Here is a 16,102-nt window from a genome sequence, read left to right as displayed (position 1 = left end):
CCGGGAGCTCCCTGGCCGCCAGCGCCGGCAGGGCGTCCATCGCCGCCGCCACGTCGTCGAAGGTCTCGGGCCAGCGACCGGCGACCGGGCCCGCCGCGCCCTGCTGCGGTATCCCACCGCCACGCCGGTACTCCACGCTGGCCACGGCGAAGCCGCGCCGTGCGAGGAGGTCCGCGAAGGGTGACACGTGCTGCCGGTCGTACGGCTCCCGCCAGGCACCGCCGTGCAGGAGCACGACGAGCGGCGCCCCGGTCCGGCCGTCCCGCGGCGCGAAGAAGTCGATCACCTGGTCGGGATGGCTCCCGTAGGCCGCGGTCCCGTCGGGTGCGACCACCGGATGTGCGAACGCCGACCCGGTCTCGGCGGCGTCGCGGTCACGCGCGGCAGATTCCGACATGCTGCTCCCACCGTCCTGGGCCCGTGCCCGACTGGGCCGGCCTGCGGGGACGCTACCAGTACGACCGGCCGCCGCCGCACGGGACCGGACGGCGGTGGTCTCCGGTCCCGTGCGGCGGCGGGCGCTCAGAGCGCCAGCACGTCCGCGAGGATCCGCGCCGCCCGCTCCGCGTCGGCGAAACCGACGTACAGCGGGGTGAAACCGAAGCGCAGGACGTCCGGGCGGCGCAGATCGCCGACCACGCCACGCTCGATGAGCGCGCCCATCACCTCTTCCGCGTCGTCGCACCGCAGCGAGACCTGGCTGCCGCGCTCCGCGTGGGCGGCCGGGGTGACCGGTGTGACCCGGCCCCCGGGGACGTATGCGGCGACGCACTCCAGGAAGAAGTCCGTCAGCGCCAGGGACTTGGCCCGCACGGCGTCCACCGGTACGCCGTCCCACACGTCCAGCGCCGCTTCCAGGGCCAGCATGGACAGGATGTCCGGAGTGCCGACCCGGCCCCGCACGGAACCGTCCGCGGGCTCGTATCCCGGCGTCATCGCGAACGGGTCGGCGTGCGAGGTCCACCCGGGCAGGGGCGAGTCGAAAGCCGCCTGGTGGCGCTCGGCAACGTAGAGGTAGGCCGGCGAACCGGGCCCGCCGTTGAGGTACTTGTACGTGCAGCCGACGGCCAGGTCGACGCCGTGCGCGTCGAGGCCCACGGGCAGGGCGCCCGCGCTGTGGCACAGGTCCCAGACCGCGAGCGCACCGGCCTCGTGGACGGCGGCGGTGAGGCCGGGCAGGTCGTGGAGCCTGCCCGTGCGGTAGTCGACGTGGTTGAGGAGGACCGCCGCCGTACGGGGACCGAGCGCGGCCGGCACGCCGGAGGGGGCGACCGGCACGACACGGTGACCCGTCATGCGGGCCGCCGACCCGGCGATGTACCCGTCCGTGGGGAAGGTCGACGCGTCGACGAGGATCTCGTCGCGCCCGTCACCCGCGAGGCGGGCCGCGGCGACGACGGCCTTGAAGACGTTCACGCTGGTGGAGTCGCCCACCACGATCTGCCCGGCGGCCGCCCCGACCAGCGGTGCGATCCGGTCGCCGATCCGCTCGGGCGCGGTCCACCAGCCGCTCTCGTCCCAGGAGCGGATGCGCAGCGCGCCCCACTCACGGGTGATGACGTCCTGCATGCGCGCGGGTACGTGGCGGGGCAGCGCGCCCAGCGAGTTGCCGTCCAGGTAGACGGCGTCGTCGAGGATGAACAGCTCGCGCAGTGCGGCCAGTCCGTCGGCGGCGTCGAGCGCCTCGGCGCGCTCCTTGAAGTCAGACATGGCTGCGCGCCGTCCACAGCTCGGGGAACACGCTCTTGGTGGCCCGCTTCTCCAGCCAGGCGACCCCGGCCGAGCCGCCCGTTCCCGTCTTGGCCCCCATAGCCCGGCGGGTGGCGGTCAGATGGTCGTTGCGCCAGCGCCACACCAGCTCGCCGACATCGGTCAGCACCTCACCGAGCCGTACGAGCTCGTCGTTCTGGTCGGGGTTGGCGTAGATCTCCGCCCAGACCGCCTCGACCTCGGGGGACGGCTCGTACTTCTTCGACAGGTCCCTCTCCAGCACCGACCGGGGCACGGCGTACCCGCGCCGGGCGAGGAGGGCCAGCGTCTCGTCGTACAGGCCGGGCTCATGGAGCGCCTTCTCCAGCTCGGCGTGCACCCGGGGCGCGCCCCGGTGCGGCACGAGCATGGAGGCGGACTTGTCGCCGAGCAGGAATTCCATCCGGCGGTACATCGCCGACTGGAAGCCGGACCCCTCGCCGAGTGACCCCCGGTAGGAGTTGAACTGGGCGGGGGTGAGTCCGGCGAGCGGCTTCCAGGAGGCGTTCAGCGCCTCCAGTTCCCGCAGCGAGCGCTTCAGGGCGTCACGGGCGGCCGGCAGGCGGTCCTCGCGCAGGGCGTGCGCCGCCGTCTCCCACTCATGGACGATGACCGTGAACCACAGCTCCATGACCTGGGTGGTGACCAGGAAGACCATCTCGCCGGGATCGTCCGAGCGCAGGTGCTGGAGGTGGGTCAGTACATCCGCCTGGACGTAGTCCTCGTACGGAGTCGTTCCCGCGAAGTCCAGGTGCGGGTTCTCCGCACCGGTGGCTTCGGGGTCGGGGTGGATCGTCGACATTTCTGTCTCCTCGACACGAGCTTCCGGGTAGCGGTCCGCCCCTTTCCTCTGAGGTGGTGGAGCTCCGGTCCCCTGCTCGGCATCCTAACGGCCTTCCGGGACACGCGTCGGGCCCCGCGGGCTGCGGCCCGCGGGGCCCGGAGGGCGGGGCCGCCTCAGCCCAGGATGTCAGCGGCGGTCTGCGAGGAGTCGCGCAGGAAGGCCGAGCAGCGCTCGTACTCCTCCTGCTCACCGATCGCCTGCGCGGCGCGCGCGAGGGCGTGCAGGGCACGCAGGAAGCCCCGGTTCGGCTCGTGCTCGAACGGGACGGGGCCGTGGCCCTTCCAGCCCGCGCGGCGCAGGGCGTCGAGGCCGCGGTGGTAACCGGTGCGCGCGTACGCGTACGACTCGACGACCCGGCCGCCCTCGTAGGCCTCGTCGGCGAGCTGCGCCCAGGCCAGCGAGGACGTGGGGTACTTCGCCGCGACATCGGCGGGCGCCGTGCCGCTCGCGAGCAGCTCACGCGGCTCCGGGTCGTCGGGCAGGTGGGTCGGGGCAGGGCCCCCGAGAAGGTTCTCGTGGATGGACATGGTCCAAGTGTGCCTGGGCCGGGGTTCCGGCTCCAAGGGAGGGCCGGGACCCCGCAGCGCGCCGAGCACCCCGGGCGGCGCTCCGGACCGGCCTCGGAGGACGCCCGGACGGCCCACCGGGCGATCACCGCACCCACCACCGGGGCCCGCCCACCCCCGCCCCCTCCAGCTCCGCCCCTCCGGCGCTCGATGAGCGGGGTCCGGGGCGGAGCCCCGGTTCCGGGGAGGGCGGGGGGACGAGCGCCGCGCAGCGGACACGGAACGGGCCCGGCCCCCCGAGGGGGACCGGACCCGCCTGCACGTCCGTGACGCGGCTGCTTACTTCAGCCTGGTGCCCGAGGAGCGCAGATTCGCACACGCCTCCGCGACCCGCTGGGCCATGCCCGCCTCGGCGGACTTGCCCCAGCTGCGGGGGTCGTAGACCTTCTTGTTGCCGACCTCGCCGTCGACCTTCAGCACACCGTCGTAGTTGCGGAACACGTGGTCCACGATCGGGCGGGTGAAGGCGTACTGCGTGTCGGTGTCGAGGTTCATCTTCACGACGCCGTTCTCCAGCGCGGTGGCGATCTCCTCGGCGGTGGAGCCCGAGCCGCCGTGGAAGACGAAGTCGAACGGCTGGCTGCCGGCCGGCTTGCCGTACTTGGCGGCGACACCCTGCTGGAGGTCCTTGAGGAGCTCGGGACGCAGGACGACGTTGCCCGGCTTGTAGACACCGTGGACGTTGCCGAAGGACGCTGCCAGCAGGTAGCGGCCCTTCTCGCCCAGCCCGAGCGCCTCGGCCGTACGCAGCGCGTCGTCGACGGTGGTGTACAGCTCGTCGTTGATCTCGTGCGTGACGCCGTCCTCCTCGCCACCGGTCGGGGTGATCTCGACCTCAAGGATGATCTTGGCGGCGGCGGCCTTGGCCAGCAGCTCCTGGCCGATGGCCAGGTTGTCGGCCAGGGTCTCGGCCGATCCGTCCCACATGTGCGACTGGAACAGCGGGTTCAGGCCCTTGGCGACGCGCTCCGCGGAGACGTCGAGCAGCGGACGCACATAGCCGTCCAGCTTGTCCTTGGGGCAGTGGTCGGTGTGCAGCGCGACCGTGATGTCGTACTTGGCGGCGACGATGTGCGCGAACTCGGCCAGGGCTACGGCGCCCGTCACCATGTCCTTGTTGTGCTGACCGCCCAGGAATTCGGCGCCACCGGTGGAGATCTGGACGATGCCGTCGCTCTCCGCCTCCGCGAAGCCGCGCAGTGCAGCGTGCAGGGTCTGGGTCGACGTCACATTGATGGCCGGGTAGGCGAACTTGCCTGCCTTCGCCCGGTCGAGCATCTCGGCGTAGACCTCGGGGGTTGCGATGGGCATCTGTCCGCTCCTTGGGATGTGCGGGTGTGCAGTGCTTGGTCCCTGACCTGGGGGCGACGTCATCGTCGCCCTTATCTTCCCAGACTCTCGCTTCGGCTCCACGCTGCCCGCCGAGTACTGTTCCCCGTTTCACGTGAAACAGGGAACAGCTCGAAGAAGCCCCAGGTCAGGCCAGGTCGAGGTCTGCCACCGAGTAGACCTGGACGTACGGCAGGCCGGCTTCGGCGATCGCCTGGGCGGCGCCGCGCTCCACGATCACGGCGACGGCCACGACCTCGCCACCGGCCTCGCGCACCGCTTCGACCGCGGTCAGCGGCGAGCCACCGGTCGTCGAGGTGTCCTCGACGACGAGGCAGCGGCGGCCCTTGACGTCCGTGCCCTCGATACGGCGCTGCATCCCGTGGGCCTTCTGCGCCTTGCGGACGACGAACGCGTCCAGGCTCTTCCCGCGCGCCGCCGAGGCGTGCAGCATCGAGGTGGCCACCGGGTCGGCGCCCAGCGTCAGACCGCCGACACAGTCGTAGTCCAGCTCAGCGGTGGCATCGAGCATCATCTGGCCGACCAGCGGCGCGGCCTTGCCGTCCAGTGTGATCCGGCGCAGGTCGATGTACCAGTCGGCTTCCAGACCCGAGGAGAGGGTCACTTTGCCGTGTACCACGGCCTTGTCCTTGATCTGCTGGAGCAGCTCAGCGCGTACGTCAGTCATGTCAACGAGGGTAAGGGCTGCCGCGGAGGGTCAGAGCCGTGCCCAGCTCCAGGTCGTCGTGATCTCCAGGGGCTCGATCGGGGTGACCAGCCGGGGGGCCGTGTTCAGCCCGTTCGGCGGTCCGGACTGCGGCTCCGCGCAGACCGCCTCCGCCTGCTCGTCGTAGATCACCACCCACTCGTCCCGGCTCCTGACCGTCAGCTCCAGCTGCTCGGGCCAGGTGAGCTTCACGTCGACGCCCTCGGGCATCCCGAAGCAGTCGTCCCAGGGGCCGGGGAGGGGGTCGATCCGGCGGCCGGTCGGCAGGTGATCGGCACCCCGCTCCTCCTGCCAGGCCGCGTCGAAGGCGATCCGCACATCCTGGCCGCCGAGGTTCCGGAGGAACCAGGGGTGCCACCCTGCCTGCGCCGGGAACGAGTCCCCGTACGTCTCGACGCCGAGGCTCAGCGTCAGTGATTCCTCGGTCAGCTCGAAGGTCTGCGTCACCCGGCCCTCGTACGGCCACGGGTCGGCCAGATCGTAGAAGAAGGCCGCTTCCGAATCGCCCTGCCGGGCCGGCTGCCAGGTCGTGTCGCGGCCGGTGCCGTGGATGGCGTGCGGCGGCGAGTTCAACGGCATCTGATGCGGCTCGCCGCCATTGCGGAACAGGCCGTTCTCGGTACGGCCGCACCACGGCACCATGGGGAAGCAGCCGTACCGCTCCCCCTGGCGCAGCAGTTCGGTGCCCCCGATCCGCAGGCTGCTGATCCGGCAGCCGTGCACGGGGTCAACGGTCAATTCGACGTCGCCGGCGGTCAGCCGTGCGTTCTTCACAACTCTGCTCACCCCCCGACACTACTGGCGCGGGGCGGCTCCTTACGGCTCCCTACGGCCTCCTGCGCCGCAGAGCCCTGCTCACCACGACGGCCGAGGCGATCGCCAGGGCGGCCGCCGGGGCGGCCCAGCGCAGCGTGAGGCCCGCGGCGCCGGACTCGGGCGAGGGCACGGGGGCGTACCGGCCGCGCGGCGGGGCGTGGTCCACCTCCTCCGTGCTGCGGCCGATCATGGTGCGGCGGGCGTGCGCGGCCTCGGCCGGCGGCTCGTCCGGCACGGTGAATTCCATGTCCGCGGTCGGGTCGAGCGAGGGCGGCGGCACGGGCGCGTCGAACACGGACTCCATGTCGGCGGCCGGCGGTTCTTCCCGCAAGGACTCGGCGCCCGGCAGCTCTTCCCGCAAGGACTCGGGAACCTGCGGCTCTTCCCGCAAGGACTCGGGAACCTGCGGCTCGGCGGACGCGTCGGAAGAAGCCACCTCAGCGGCCCCGTCCGCCGCCCCCGGCTCCGCAGTCGGCGTCCCGGACTCCGGTGAGCCGTCCCGCACCGCCAGTGACTCCGTCACCAGCTGCTGCGTAAAACGGTCCAGCAGGCGCTCCGCCGCGCTGAGCGCCACCGCCGCGTCCAGGTCCACGATGCGGCCGTCACCGCTCGCCGTGCCGGTGAATCCGATCGTCGTCCCCCCGTCCGTCTCCGTCAGGCCGATGGTCAGCGCCAGCTTCGCCGAACCCGTGCCGCGGGCCTCCACACCCTCCCCGGTGACGGAGAAGGAGTCACCCCCGCCGGAGGGCCGCAGCGTCAGGGCCCCTCGGTACGTGATCGTGTGGCCGTCGGCCCGGAATTTCAGCCGGCCCGCCAGCGGCCCCGCCGACGCGTCGGCATCCTGCTGAAGTCCCGGTACGCAGCGCGCGACACGGGCGGGATCACCCAGCGTCCGCCGCAGGGACGAAACCGGAACCGGAACGAACACCTCATGCTCCATACCGCCCGAGCCTACTCAGCCCCGGCCGCCCCGTCAGCGCTTCCACCCCCCGGGCCCCCCGAACGCCCTCCCCGAACACCTTCCCCGCGCACCCCTCGAAACGCCCCCCGAACGCCGTGCGGGGCCCCATGGCCCCCGCGCTCACGTCTCCTCCCAGTACCGCGGGTGGACCAGGGTGGACGGCAGCACCCCGTGCTGCCGCACCCGCTCCACCGCGCGCCGGCCGGCCAGCAGCTCCCGCTCCCCCAGCGTCCGCAGGGTCGGCGCCCCGGAGTCCATGGCGAGCCGGCCCACCGGCTGCCGGGCAGCCAGCACGAATCCCCAGTCCCGCGGTGCCTCCGCCCCGCCCGTGGCATGCCCCGGGCCCGCCGTGAGCCCGCCGGCCCGCCCCTCGACGCGGTACGGCCGGGTCACCAGACCGCCCGCACGCACCGACGCCTCCACCGTCCAGAACGTCCTCGGCCTGCTGCTCGGCGCCCCCGCGTGCACCACCAGCCGGCCGTCCGGCTCCAGAGCTCCGGCGACCAGCCCGTAGAACTCGGCGGCGTAGAGCTTCGTGCTCGCCGTGATCCCCGGGTCGGGGAGGTCCGAGATCACCACGTCGTAGCGGTCGTGCGTGGCCCGCAGCCAGGCGAAGGCGTCCCCGGTGACCGCCGTCAGCCGGGGATCGCCGTACGCGTGCCCGTTCAGCGCGGAGAGCCCCGGGTCCGTGCGGGCCAGCCGGGTGACGGCCGGATCGAGCTCGACCACCGTGACGGACGTGACATCCGGATAACGCAGCACCTCACGGGCGGCCAGCCCGTCGCCCCCGCCCAGGATCAGCACCCGCCGGTGCGCCCCGTTCATGGCCGGGTGCACGAGCGCCTCGTGGTAGCGGTGCTCGTCCCGGGAGCTGACCCGGAGCCGGCCGCCCAGGTAGAGACCGAGCGATCCGCTCCCCGGTCCGGTGAGGACGATCTCCTGCACCTCGGTCTGCACCGCGACCCGCACCTCGTCCCCGTACACCGCACGCCGCGCCGCCCGCTCGAAGTCGTCGACCAGGACGGAGGCCGTGGCCAGCAGGGCGATCACCGCGCCGTTGACGACGATCAGCAGCAGGCGGGAGCGCGGTCCCAGATCACGCCGGAACACCCACAGCACCAGCGCCCCGCCCGCCACCGCGTTGACCGCGCCGGTGAACAGCGCCCCGGTCAGCTGGCCCATCATCGGCAGCAGCAGGAACGGAAAGGCCAGCCCGCCGGCCAGCGCGCCCACGTAGTCGGCGGCGAAGAGGTCCGCGACCGCCCCGCCCGCGTCCTGCCGGTCGACCCGCTGGATGAGCGTCATCAGCAGCGGGATCTCCGCGCCGATCAGGATCCCGATCGCGAGCGAGAAGCCGGCCACGGCGTAGCGCGGCTCCCCGAGCCAGGCGAAGGACGCGTACAGGATGAGCGCCGACGTGCCGCCGACGAGTGCGAGCGCGGCCTCGATGAGCCCGAACCCCACGGCGGCCCGGGTGCGTAAACGTTTCGCGAGCAGCGACCCGATGCCCATCGCGAACACCATCACGGACAGCACGACCGAAGCCTGCGTGACCGAATCACCGATGAAGTACGAGGCCAGCGCCACCAGTTCGAGCTCGTACACCAGACCGCACGCGGCGCAGACGAAGACCACGGCCAGCACGAGGAACCGGCCGGTCCTCTGCCGCACGGGAAGCCGGGTCACACCCCTTCGCGACGGCGTCTGCTGGTCGATCATGAAGCGAACGCTACGTGACGATCAGGTTGCTGTTTGTCACCCACACGAGTACACATGACACGCACCCGGCACCCGCACCGCACCGCACCGCACCGCACCGGAGACGGTCCCTCGCCCCCTTCCCTTCACGGCACCGCCGCCGGCACCCGCGCTCTCACCCGGGTGCGGGTCACCACCAGCTGCCCCTCCTGCGGATACGCGTGCCAGGTCCGCCAGCGCACCTGGCCCTCCGTCCGCTGCGCGAGCATCGCGGTGAAGGCGTGAGGGCTGCCGGGGAACGTGCCCGCCAGCCCGTGCGGGTGGTCGGTCACCAGCGCGAGCAACTCCTGGGCACGTCCTGCGAACGATCCCTCCGAGAGCGTCTCGACGCGTGCCGCGAATTCGTAGTCCCAGTCGCCCAGACTCTCGGCGACACCGAGCGGCAGCGGTGTGCTGCTGCCCGGCAGGCAGGCGACGGTCTCGGAGCACCTGCGGCCCCCCTCCTCCAGCAGCACCTGATGGGAGGCGCCGAGCAGCCTCAACTGCACCTGTGCACCCGCCAGTTCCAGGTCGAGTACGGCGAGTGCGGGCAGCGGCTCCCGCCCGAGCGTCCATGCGAGATCGGCGGCTCGGGTATCGGAATAGGCGGTCTGAAGGGTCGTGAGCATGGATCGGCTCCGCAAAACACACTGGGACACATGGACAGGAGGTACCCCCGTACGGCGTGCGTGGGGGAGGAGGGGCCCGATCCGGCCCGACTGGGGTCCGGGGGCTGAATGTTCTCTACATCGATGCAATCACGAAGTACGTCGCGCTCACAGCGTTTTTACCCAACTTGCCGTGCTTTCCATCCCTCAGGGGGCAGGACGGTTCACCTGTTCCCCGCACCCCGGCGAACTTGTTCCCCGCGCCCCCAACGAAAAGGTGTCCGGCGGGAGTTCACCCCCACCGGACACCTCGCACGCACTCGTCCCGCACGGGACGGACGAACCCGTCTCAGCTGCCGCCACCGCAGCCGCCGCCACCGCCGCCACCACAGCTGCTGCTGCCGCCTCCGCAGGAATGCCCGCCGGAGTCACCGCCGCCGCTGTCCCCGGCCCACCAGCTGTTGCCGCCCGAGCCGCCTCCCCCGCCGCTGTCCGGGCCACGGCGGCCCGTACGCCCGGCGCGTCCCGCCGAGGTCTTCTTCCGGCCACCCGACCCTGTGATGAGGGCGGCGACCCCCACCGCCACGATCACCAGGAACACGATGAAGACGAACAACTCCATCGACCTCACATCCTTCTGTCCCCCGAAGCGAGGTCCCCGCTTCTCAAGTGAGCGTTGGATTCCCCTCGCCCGCCGCGCCCAAAGCAGACTTGAGCAACTCCAGAGCTTCGGCACAGGATGGCGCCCATGACACAGGGACGACCGCTGCTCAACCGCCGCCTCACCGAGTTCGGCACGACGATCTTCGCGGAGATGTCGGCGCTGGCCGTACGGACCGGGTCGATCAATCTCGGCCAGGGTTTCCCCGACACCGACGGCCCCGAGGAGATCCGGGAGGCCGCGGTCCGCGCGCTGCGCGCCGGTCACGGCAACCAGTACCCCCCGGGCCCCGGCATCCCCGAGCTGCGCTCCGCGGTCGCGGAGCACCAGCGACGGCACTACGGACTGGAGTACGACCCCGAATCCGAGGTCCTGGTCACCACGGGCGCCACGGAAGCGGTCGCCGCCTCCCTGCTCGCCCTCCTGGAGCCCGGTGACGAGGTCGTCGCACTGGAGCCCTACTACGACTCGTACGCCGCCTGCATCGCCATGGCGGGCGGCACCCGTGTCCCCGTCACGCTCCGGCCGCACGAGGGAGCCTTCCGGCTCGACCTCGACGAACTGCGCGCCGCCGTCACGTCCCGCACCCGGCTGATCCTGCTCAACACCCCGCACAACCCGACCGGCACCGTCCTGACCCGGGACGAGCTGGCCGCCGTCGCCGCACTCGCGTGCGAGCGGGACCTCCTGGTGGTCACCGACGAGGTCTACGAGCACATCGTCCTCGAGGGCGAGCACATCCCCCTCGCCTCCTTCCCCGGCATGCGCGAGCGCACGGTCACCATCAGCAGCGCGGGCAAGACGTTCTCGCTGACGGGCTGGAAGATCGGCTGGATCACCGCGAGCCCGGAGCTGGTCACCGCGGTCCGCTCGGCCAAACAGTTCCTGACCTATGTATCCGGCGGCCCCTTCCAGTACGCGGTCGCCGACGCCCTGCGGCTGCCCGACAGCTACTTCGACGGGCTGCGCGCGGACCTGCGCGCCAAACGCGACCTGCTCGGCGCGGGTCTCGCGGAGGCCGGCTTCGAGGTCTACAAGCCCGCCGGGACGTATTTCGTCACCGCCGACATCCGTCCGCTCGGCGCCGGGGCGGACGGCTTCGCCTTCTGCCGGGCGCTCCCCGGGCGCTGCGGGGTCGTCGCCGTCCCGAACGCGGTCTTCTACGACCACCGTGAGCAGGGCGCGCCCTTCGTGCGCTTCGCGTTCTGCAAACGTACGGACGTGCTCACCGAGGCGGCCGCCCGGCTGAAGGGCCTCCGCGCGTCCTGACCCCGCACGGCAGAGGCCCGGTCCGGGGCGCGGCCGATGAGGCCGGCGCCCGGACCGGGCCTCTGCCGTCCGTCCGCCGGATCAGGCCTCCGTGGGCTCCTCGCCCTCGGACTTCCTCTCCGCGGGCTCCAGGCCCAGGCGCTCCACGAGCCACTTGTCGAACTCGATCGAGGCCCGCACCCAGCTGACCGTCGAGGAGACGAAGTGCTCCAGGCTGACGCCGGTGCCGATGAGCATCTGTGCCTCACCGACCAGCCGCACGGAGGCCGCGGTGCCCTCCTCGCCCTCATGGGCGTGCGTGTAGACCTTGGGCCACAGGGTGCGGCGGTTCCAGTCGTCGATCGCGTCGAGCAGGACGGCGCGCTGGTCCAGGGCGTGGGGGCGGTCGTAGAAGGTCCGGACCGAGAAGACCTGCTGCTCCTCCTCGCCGCGGAACATGAAGTACGTCCGGAACTCTTCCCACGGCGCGGCGAGGTCGCCCTCGTCGTCGACGACGAACTTCAGCTCCATCTGCTCGAGAAGCTGCTTGACGAGGTCCTGGTCGGGGACCACGGGGCCCTCGGGTCCTGTCGCCTGCGGTTCGGGCTGGCCCCCGAAGTTGGGGATCGAGGACGGGTCGATAGACATCGCTGGGTACTCCTGTGGATCGCACGTGGTTGCCTGGCTCCGACCCTAGCCGCGATCGCGGCCGGTGGTCCTACGCGCTCAGGGGAATCGTCCCCCCGCTCGTTCCCCTGGCCCGCGACCAGGAAACCGCGACCAGCACCGCGCAGAGCGTGCCGACGACGCCGGCCCCGCCGATCGTCTGTGCCGAGGACCCGGACAGCTCCGCCGCCAGGCCTCCCGACGCGACACCGATCCCCTGCATCGCGGTCAGCCCCGACCTGGCGAGTCCCAGCGCCTGACCGCGCTGGCCGGCCGGGGTGAGCAGGACGAAGGTCGCCCCAGCGGTGATCTGGTACGCGGAACAGACCCCCGACACCAGCAGCGCCAGCAGGGCCACTCCCATCCCGGGGCCCGCCAGGTAGATGACCAGCGGAAGGTTCGCGCCCACCGCCAGCGGCCCGAGCAGCCGGCGGCGCCGCTCGGCGTCGAAGCCCGTACGGCCCAGGAGGGCCGCGCCCAGGACCATTCCGGCGGGATGCGCGGCGAGCAGGAGCCCCACCGAGGCGGCGCTCCCGCCGGCCTCCTCGGCGAAGGGGGCGGCGAGCCCCTCCGGCAGCACGATGAAGCCCGCCAGCCAGCCGAGCGCGACCAGCGACCGCAGCCGGGGGTCCGACCAGATCAGCGCCGCCGCCTTGCCCACCTGGGTGTGCACCCGCTTCGGCTGCGTGTCGCCCGGGTCCACCGGCCGCGCCTTCACACCCAGCCTGATCAGGACCGCGGAGACCAGGAACGTCACCGCGTTCAGCCCGAGGGAGAGGTGGCTGCCCAGCCAGACCACGAGCACCCCGCCGACGGCGAAGCCGACCAGCTGCCCGGCCTGATGGGTGATCATCATGACCCGCTGTCCCCGCTCGTACAGGCGCTCACCCAGGACCGCCGGCATCAGCGCGCCCTGTGACGCCCCGAACGGCGCCTCGGCGAGCTGCGCCAGGACCAGAAGGCCCGCCAGCAGGGGCAGGGGCGTTCCGGGGAGGGCCATCAGACCGACGAGGCCGGCCCGCACCAGGTCGCAGCTGATCATGACCGTACGCCGGGGGAAGCGGTCCGCGAGACCGGAGAGGAGCACCCCGGACAGCAGTGCGGGCAGGCTCGTCAGAGCGTAGGTCGCCGCGGTCCAGCCGGCCGACTCGGTGCGTTCGAACACGAGGAGCGACAGAGCCACCCGTGCCAGCTGGTCGCCCAGCACCGACTGGGCGAAAGCCGCCCACAGCGTCCGGAATTCGCGCACGCGAATGAGGCTTTCACTGCTTAAGGCCTTCGGCTCCGCGCTCGCCCCGCCAGGTATTCGCTCCGTCATGCGCGTACCTTACCGGTTTCCGAATTCACCCCGGCAGCGCCTGCGGAAAAAGAAAAGGGCCCGGAGTGTCCCGATATTGCGCGGGGCCTGATCACTCGGACAACCGCAGTTCCGGCTCCGGTCGAGGACGCAGATATGTATCGGCTGGATACAAAAAGGAGGCCCGGACCGGAAACCTTCCGCATTCAGCCAGAGCGGGGAAATTTTCGGCTCGATTTCACAGGCGTTCCACCGGCGGTGCGATCCGGATGAACGCGTCGGTGGAGGGGTCCGCACACACGTGTGCCCCTCTCCGGCCGGGGCGTGGAATCCTCCGGCCGGAGAGGGGCACAGGGTGCCGTCCGGGCCTACAGGGTCTTCGCCGCCGTCGCGGCGCCCACGGTCAGTCCGTCACCGTCCCGGTCGACGCGGACCGTGTCGCCGTCCTTGACCTCGCCCGCGAGGATCTCCTTCGCGAGCCGGTCGCCGATAGCGGTCTGGATGAGCCGGCGCAGCGGCCGGGCTCCGTACGCCGGGTCGTTGCCCTCCACGGCCAGCCAGGCCAGTGCGGCGGGGGTGACGTCGAGGCGGATCCGCCTCTCGGCCAGCCGCTGGGCGAGGCGGTCCACCTGGAGCCCCGCGATGTGGGCCAGCTCGTCACCGGACAGGGCGGAGAAGACCACCAGGTCGTCGAGCCGGTTGAGGAACTCCGGCTTGAACGAGGTCCGTACGACCTCCAGGACCTGCTCCTTCTTCACCTCGGGCTCGGTCAGGGGATCGATCAGGAACTGGCTGCCCAGGTTCGACGTCAGGATGAGGATCGTGTTGCGGAAGTCCACCGTCCTGCCCTGCCCGTCGGTGAGCCGGCCGTCGTCGAGCACCTGCAGCAGGATGTCGAAGACCTCCGGGTGGGCCTTCTCCACCTCGTCCAGCAGCACGACGCTGTACGGGCGGCGGCGTACCGCCTCCGTGAGCTGGCCGCCCTCCTCGTAACCGACGTAGCCGGGCGGGGCACCGACGAGGCGGGCGACGCTGTGCTTCTCGCCGTACTCGCTCATGTCGATGCGGATCATGGCCCGCTCGTCGTCGAACAGGAAGTCCGCGAGCGCCTTCGCCAGCTCCGTCTTGCCGACCCCGGTCGGGCCGAGGAAGAGGAACGAACCGGTGGGCCGGTCGGGGTCGGCGATCCCTGCGCGCGTGCGGCGTACGGCGTCCGACACGGACCGCACGGCCTCGCTCTGGCCGATCAGCCGCCTGCCCAGCTCGGACTCCATCCGCAGCAGCTTCTGGGTCTCGCCCTCCAGGAGACGCCCGGCCGGGATGCCGGTCCAGGCGCCGACGACATCGGCGATGTCGTCCGGGCCGACCTCCTCCTTGACCATGGTGTCCTCGGAGGCCTCCTGCTCGGCCTCGGCCGCCTCGGCCAGCTCCCGCTCCAGGCCGGGGATCTCCCCGTACAGCAGCTTGGAGGCGGTGTCGAAGTCACCGTCGCGCTGGGCGCGCTCGGCCTGGCCGCGCAGCTCGTCGAGACGCTCCTTGAGCTCACCGACGCGGTTCAGGCCCTGCTTCTCCTTCTCCCAGCGGGCGGTGAGACCGCGCAGCTCCTCCTCCTTGTCCGCGAGGTCGCGGCGGATCTTCTCCAGTCGCTGCCTGGAACCCTCGTCGCTCTCGTTCCTGAGCGCCAGCTCCTCCATGTGCAGCCGGTCGACGGAACGCTGGAGCTCGTCGATCTCCAGGGGCGAGGAGTCGATCTCCATGCGGAGCCGGGAGGCCGCCTCGTCGACGAGGTCGATGGCCTTGTCGGGGAGGAACCGGGAGGTGATGTAGCGGTCGGAGAGCGTTGCCGCGGCCACCAGCGAGGAGTCGGCGATCTGGACCTTGTGGTGCGCCTCGTAGCGGCCCTTGAGGCCACGCAGGATCGCGATGGTGTCCTCGACGGACGGCTCGGCGACCAGGACCTGCTGGAAGCGGCGCTCCAGCGCGGGGTCCTTCTCGATGCGTTCGCGGTACTCGTCCAGCGTGGTGGCGCCGACCATGCGGAGCTCACCCCGGGCGAGCATCGGCTTGAGCATGTTGCCCGCGTCCATCGCGGAATCGCCGCCCGTGCCCGCGCCGACGACGGTGTGCAGCTCGTCGATGAAGGTGATGATCTGCCCGTCGCTCTCCTTGATCTCGGAGAGGACGGTCTTGAGGCGCTCCTCGAACTCACCGCGGTACTTGGCGCCCGCGACCATCGCACCGAGGTCCAGGGAGACGAGCCGCTTGTTCCGCAGGGACTCGGGGACATCGCCCTTGACGATGCGCTGGGCGAGCCCTTCGACGACGGCCGTCTTGCCCACGCCGGGCTCACCGATGAGCACGGGGTTGTTCTTCGTGCGGCGCGACAGCACCTGCACGACGCGGCGGATCTCCTGGTCACGGCCGATGACCGGGTCCAGCTTGCCCTCACGCGCGGCGGCCGTGAAGTCCGTACCGAACTTCTCCAGCGCCTTGTACTGCCCTTCGGGGTCGGGAGTGGTCACCCGGCGCCCTCCCCTGCTCTTCTCGAATGCGTCCAGCAGCTTCTTCGCACCGGCTCCCTGCCCGTCGAGGATCTCACCGGCGCGGCCGCCCTTCGCCGCGACGGCGATCAGCAGGTGCTCCGTGGAGAGGTAGTCGTCACCGAGCTCCTTGGCGCGCCGGTCCGCATCGGCGAGGACGGCGAGCAGCTCGCGGCTGGGCTGCGGCGGTGCGACGGTCGATCCGGTGACGCTGGGCAGCGCGCCGAGCAGCCGCTCGGTCTCCTCGCGCACGGCCACCTGGTCGGCGTCGACGGCGGCCAGCAGGTCGGTGATGTTCGCGTTGTCCTCGCCCGCGAGCAGCGCAAGCAGCAGATGCCCGGGGGTCAGGTCCG

At 71.6% G+C, this 16,102-nt stretch carries 15 protein-coding genes; 1 reads left to right on the top strand and 14 read right to left on the bottom strand.

Annotated elements, in window-relative coordinates; translation table 11 throughout:
• From VN520_RS37530 to VN520_RS37480, 11 genes are all read right to left on the bottom strand, one after another.
• A partial coding sequence (locus VN520_RS37530) for an alpha/beta hydrolase (protein ID WP_414720075.1) occupies positions 1 to 397 on the bottom strand: 397 nt, incomplete at its 3' end.
• A 125-nt stretch (positions 398 to 522) separates the two neighbouring features.
• A complete protein-coding gene (kynU, locus tag VN520_RS37525) occupies positions 523 to 1,710 on the bottom strand; it encodes a kynureninase (RefSeq protein ID WP_325751431.1) in 1,188 nt (395 codons plus the stop codon).
• A complete protein-coding gene (locus VN520_RS37520) occupies positions 1,703 to 2,551 on the bottom strand; it encodes a tryptophan 2,3-dioxygenase family protein (RefSeq protein WP_325751430.1) in 849 nt (282 codons plus the stop codon). Before VN520_RS37520 ends, kynU begins: the two co-directional genes overlap by 8 nt.
• Positions 2,552 to 2,706: 155 nt before the next feature.
• Positions 2,707 to 3,120 carry a DUF3151 domain-containing protein gene (locus tag VN520_RS37515; RefSeq protein WP_104787116.1) on the bottom strand — a complete coding sequence of 138 codons (414 nt, stop codon included), beginning with the start codon at positions 3,118 to 3,120 and terminating at the stop codon, positions 2,707 to 2,709.
• A gap of 318 nt (positions 3,121 to 3,438) precedes the next feature.
• Positions 3,439 to 4,470, bottom strand: a complete 1,032-nt coding sequence (gene fbaA, locus VN520_RS37510) for a class II fructose-bisphosphate aldolase (protein WP_325751429.1) — start codon at positions 4,468 to 4,470, stop codon at positions 3,439 to 3,441.
• A gap of 166 nt (positions 4,471 to 4,636) precedes the next feature.
• Positions 4,637 to 5,176: an orotate phosphoribosyltransferase gene (pyrE, locus tag VN520_RS37505; RefSeq protein ID WP_325751428.1), complete on the bottom strand. Its 540-nt coding sequence runs from the start codon at positions 5,174 to 5,176 to the stop codon at positions 4,637 to 4,639.
• A 30-nt stretch (positions 5,177 to 5,206) separates the two neighbouring features.
• The gene (locus VN520_RS37500) at positions 5,207 to 6,001 is read right to left on the bottom strand and encodes an aldose 1-epimerase (protein ID WP_325751427.1); all 795 of its coding nucleotides are present in this window, start codon (positions 5,999 to 6,001) and stop codon (positions 5,207 to 5,209) included.
• 40 nt (positions 6,002 to 6,041) lie between these two features.
• The gene (locus tag VN520_RS37495; protein WP_325751426.1) at positions 6,042 to 6,971 is read right to left on the bottom strand and encodes an SRPBCC domain-containing protein; all 930 of its coding nucleotides are present in this window, start codon (positions 6,969 to 6,971) and stop codon (positions 6,042 to 6,044) included.
• Positions 6,972 to 7,112: 141 nt separating this feature from the next.
• Positions 7,113 to 8,711, bottom strand: a complete 1,599-nt coding sequence (locus VN520_RS37490) for a polyamine aminopropyltransferase (protein ID WP_325751425.1) — start codon at positions 8,709 to 8,711, stop codon at positions 7,113 to 7,115.
• 125 nt (positions 8,712 to 8,836) lie between these two features.
• Positions 8,837 to 9,358, bottom strand: coding sequence for a DUF2617 family protein (locus VN520_RS37485; protein ID WP_325751424.1), 522 nt, complete (start codon positions 9,356 to 9,358; stop codon positions 8,837 to 8,839).
• Between the two features lie 328 nt (positions 9,359 to 9,686).
• A complete protein-coding gene (locus tag VN520_RS37480) occupies positions 9,687 to 9,959 on the bottom strand; it encodes a hypothetical protein (RefSeq protein ID WP_325751423.1) in 273 nt (90 codons plus the stop codon).
• 126 nt (positions 9,960 to 10,085) lie between these two features.
• On the opposite strand from VN520_RS37480, the gene VN520_RS37475 reads away from it, so the two are divergent.
• The gene (locus tag VN520_RS37475) at positions 10,086 to 11,267 is read left to right on the top strand and encodes a pyridoxal phosphate-dependent aminotransferase (protein ID WP_325751422.1); all 1,182 of its coding nucleotides are present in this window, start codon (positions 10,086 to 10,088) and stop codon (positions 11,265 to 11,267) included.
• 81 nt (positions 11,268 to 11,348) lie between these two features.
• Here the strand turns inward: VN520_RS37475 and VN520_RS37470 are convergent, their stop codons facing one another.
• The 3 genes from VN520_RS37470 to clpB form a co-directional block, all read right to left on the bottom strand.
• Positions 11,349 to 11,894, bottom strand: coding sequence for a YbjN domain-containing protein (locus VN520_RS37470; protein WP_325751421.1), 546 nt, complete (start codon positions 11,892 to 11,894; stop codon positions 11,349 to 11,351).
• Between the two features lie 70 nt (positions 11,895 to 11,964).
• Complete coding sequence (locus VN520_RS37465; RefSeq protein WP_325751420.1) at positions 11,965 to 13,161, bottom strand: MFS transporter; 1,197 nt, start codon at positions 13,159 to 13,161, stop codon at positions 11,965 to 11,967.
• Positions 13,162 to 13,577: 416 nt separating this feature from the next.
• A partial coding sequence (gene clpB / locus VN520_RS37460; RefSeq protein WP_325751419.1) for an ATP-dependent chaperone ClpB occupies positions 13,578 to 16,102 on the bottom strand: 2,525 nt, incomplete at its 5' end.

This window comes from Streptomyces sp. (assembly GCF_035563135.1).
Taxonomy (GTDB): domain Bacteria; phylum Actinomycetota; class Actinomycetes; order Streptomycetales; family Streptomycetaceae; genus Streptomyces.
This window is presented reverse-complemented; position numbering and strand designations above follow the sequence as displayed.

Bases quoted from the DNA above. Each gene is read 5' to 3' on its own strand.
- VN520_RS37480 (WP_325751423.1), bottom strand. From the start codon at position 9,959: ATGGAGTTGTTCGTCTTCATCGTGTTCCTGGTGATCGTGGCGGTGGGG.
- VN520_RS37470 (WP_325751421.1), bottom strand. From the start codon at position 11,894: ATGTCTATCGACCCGTCCTCGATCCCCAACTTCGGGGGCCAGCCCGAA.
- VN520_RS37485 (WP_325751424.1), bottom strand. From the start codon at position 9,358: ATGCTCACGACCCTTCAGACCGCCTATTCCGATACCCGAGCCGCCGAT.
- VN520_RS37495 (WP_325751426.1), bottom strand. From the start codon at position 6,971: ATGGAGCATGAGGTGTTCGTTCCGGTTCCGGTTTCGTCCCTGCGGCGG.
- pyrE (WP_325751428.1), bottom strand. From the start codon at position 5,176: ATGACTGACGTACGCGCTGAGCTGCTCCAGCAGATCAAGGACAAGGCC.
- kynU (WP_325751431.1), bottom strand. From the start codon at position 1,710: ATGTCTGACTTCAAGGAGCGCGCCGAGGCGCTCGACGCCGCCGACGGA.
- VN520_RS37515 (WP_104787116.1), bottom strand. From the start codon at position 3,120: ATGTCCATCCACGAGAACCTTCTCGGGGGCCCTGCCCCGACCCACCTG.
- VN520_RS37490 (WP_325751425.1), bottom strand. From the start codon at position 8,711: ATGATCGACCAGCAGACGCCGTCGCGAAGGGGTGTGACCCGGCTTCCC.
- VN520_RS37520 (WP_325751430.1), bottom strand. From the start codon at position 2,551: ATGTCGACGATCCACCCCGACCCCGAAGCCACCGGTGCGGAGAACCCG.
- fbaA (WP_325751429.1), bottom strand. From the start codon at position 4,470: ATGCCCATCGCAACCCCCGAGGTCTACGCCGAGATGCTCGACCGGGCG.
- VN520_RS37475 (WP_325751422.1), top strand. From the start codon at position 10,086: ATGACACAGGGACGACCGCTGCTCAACCGCCGCCTCACCGAGTTCGGC.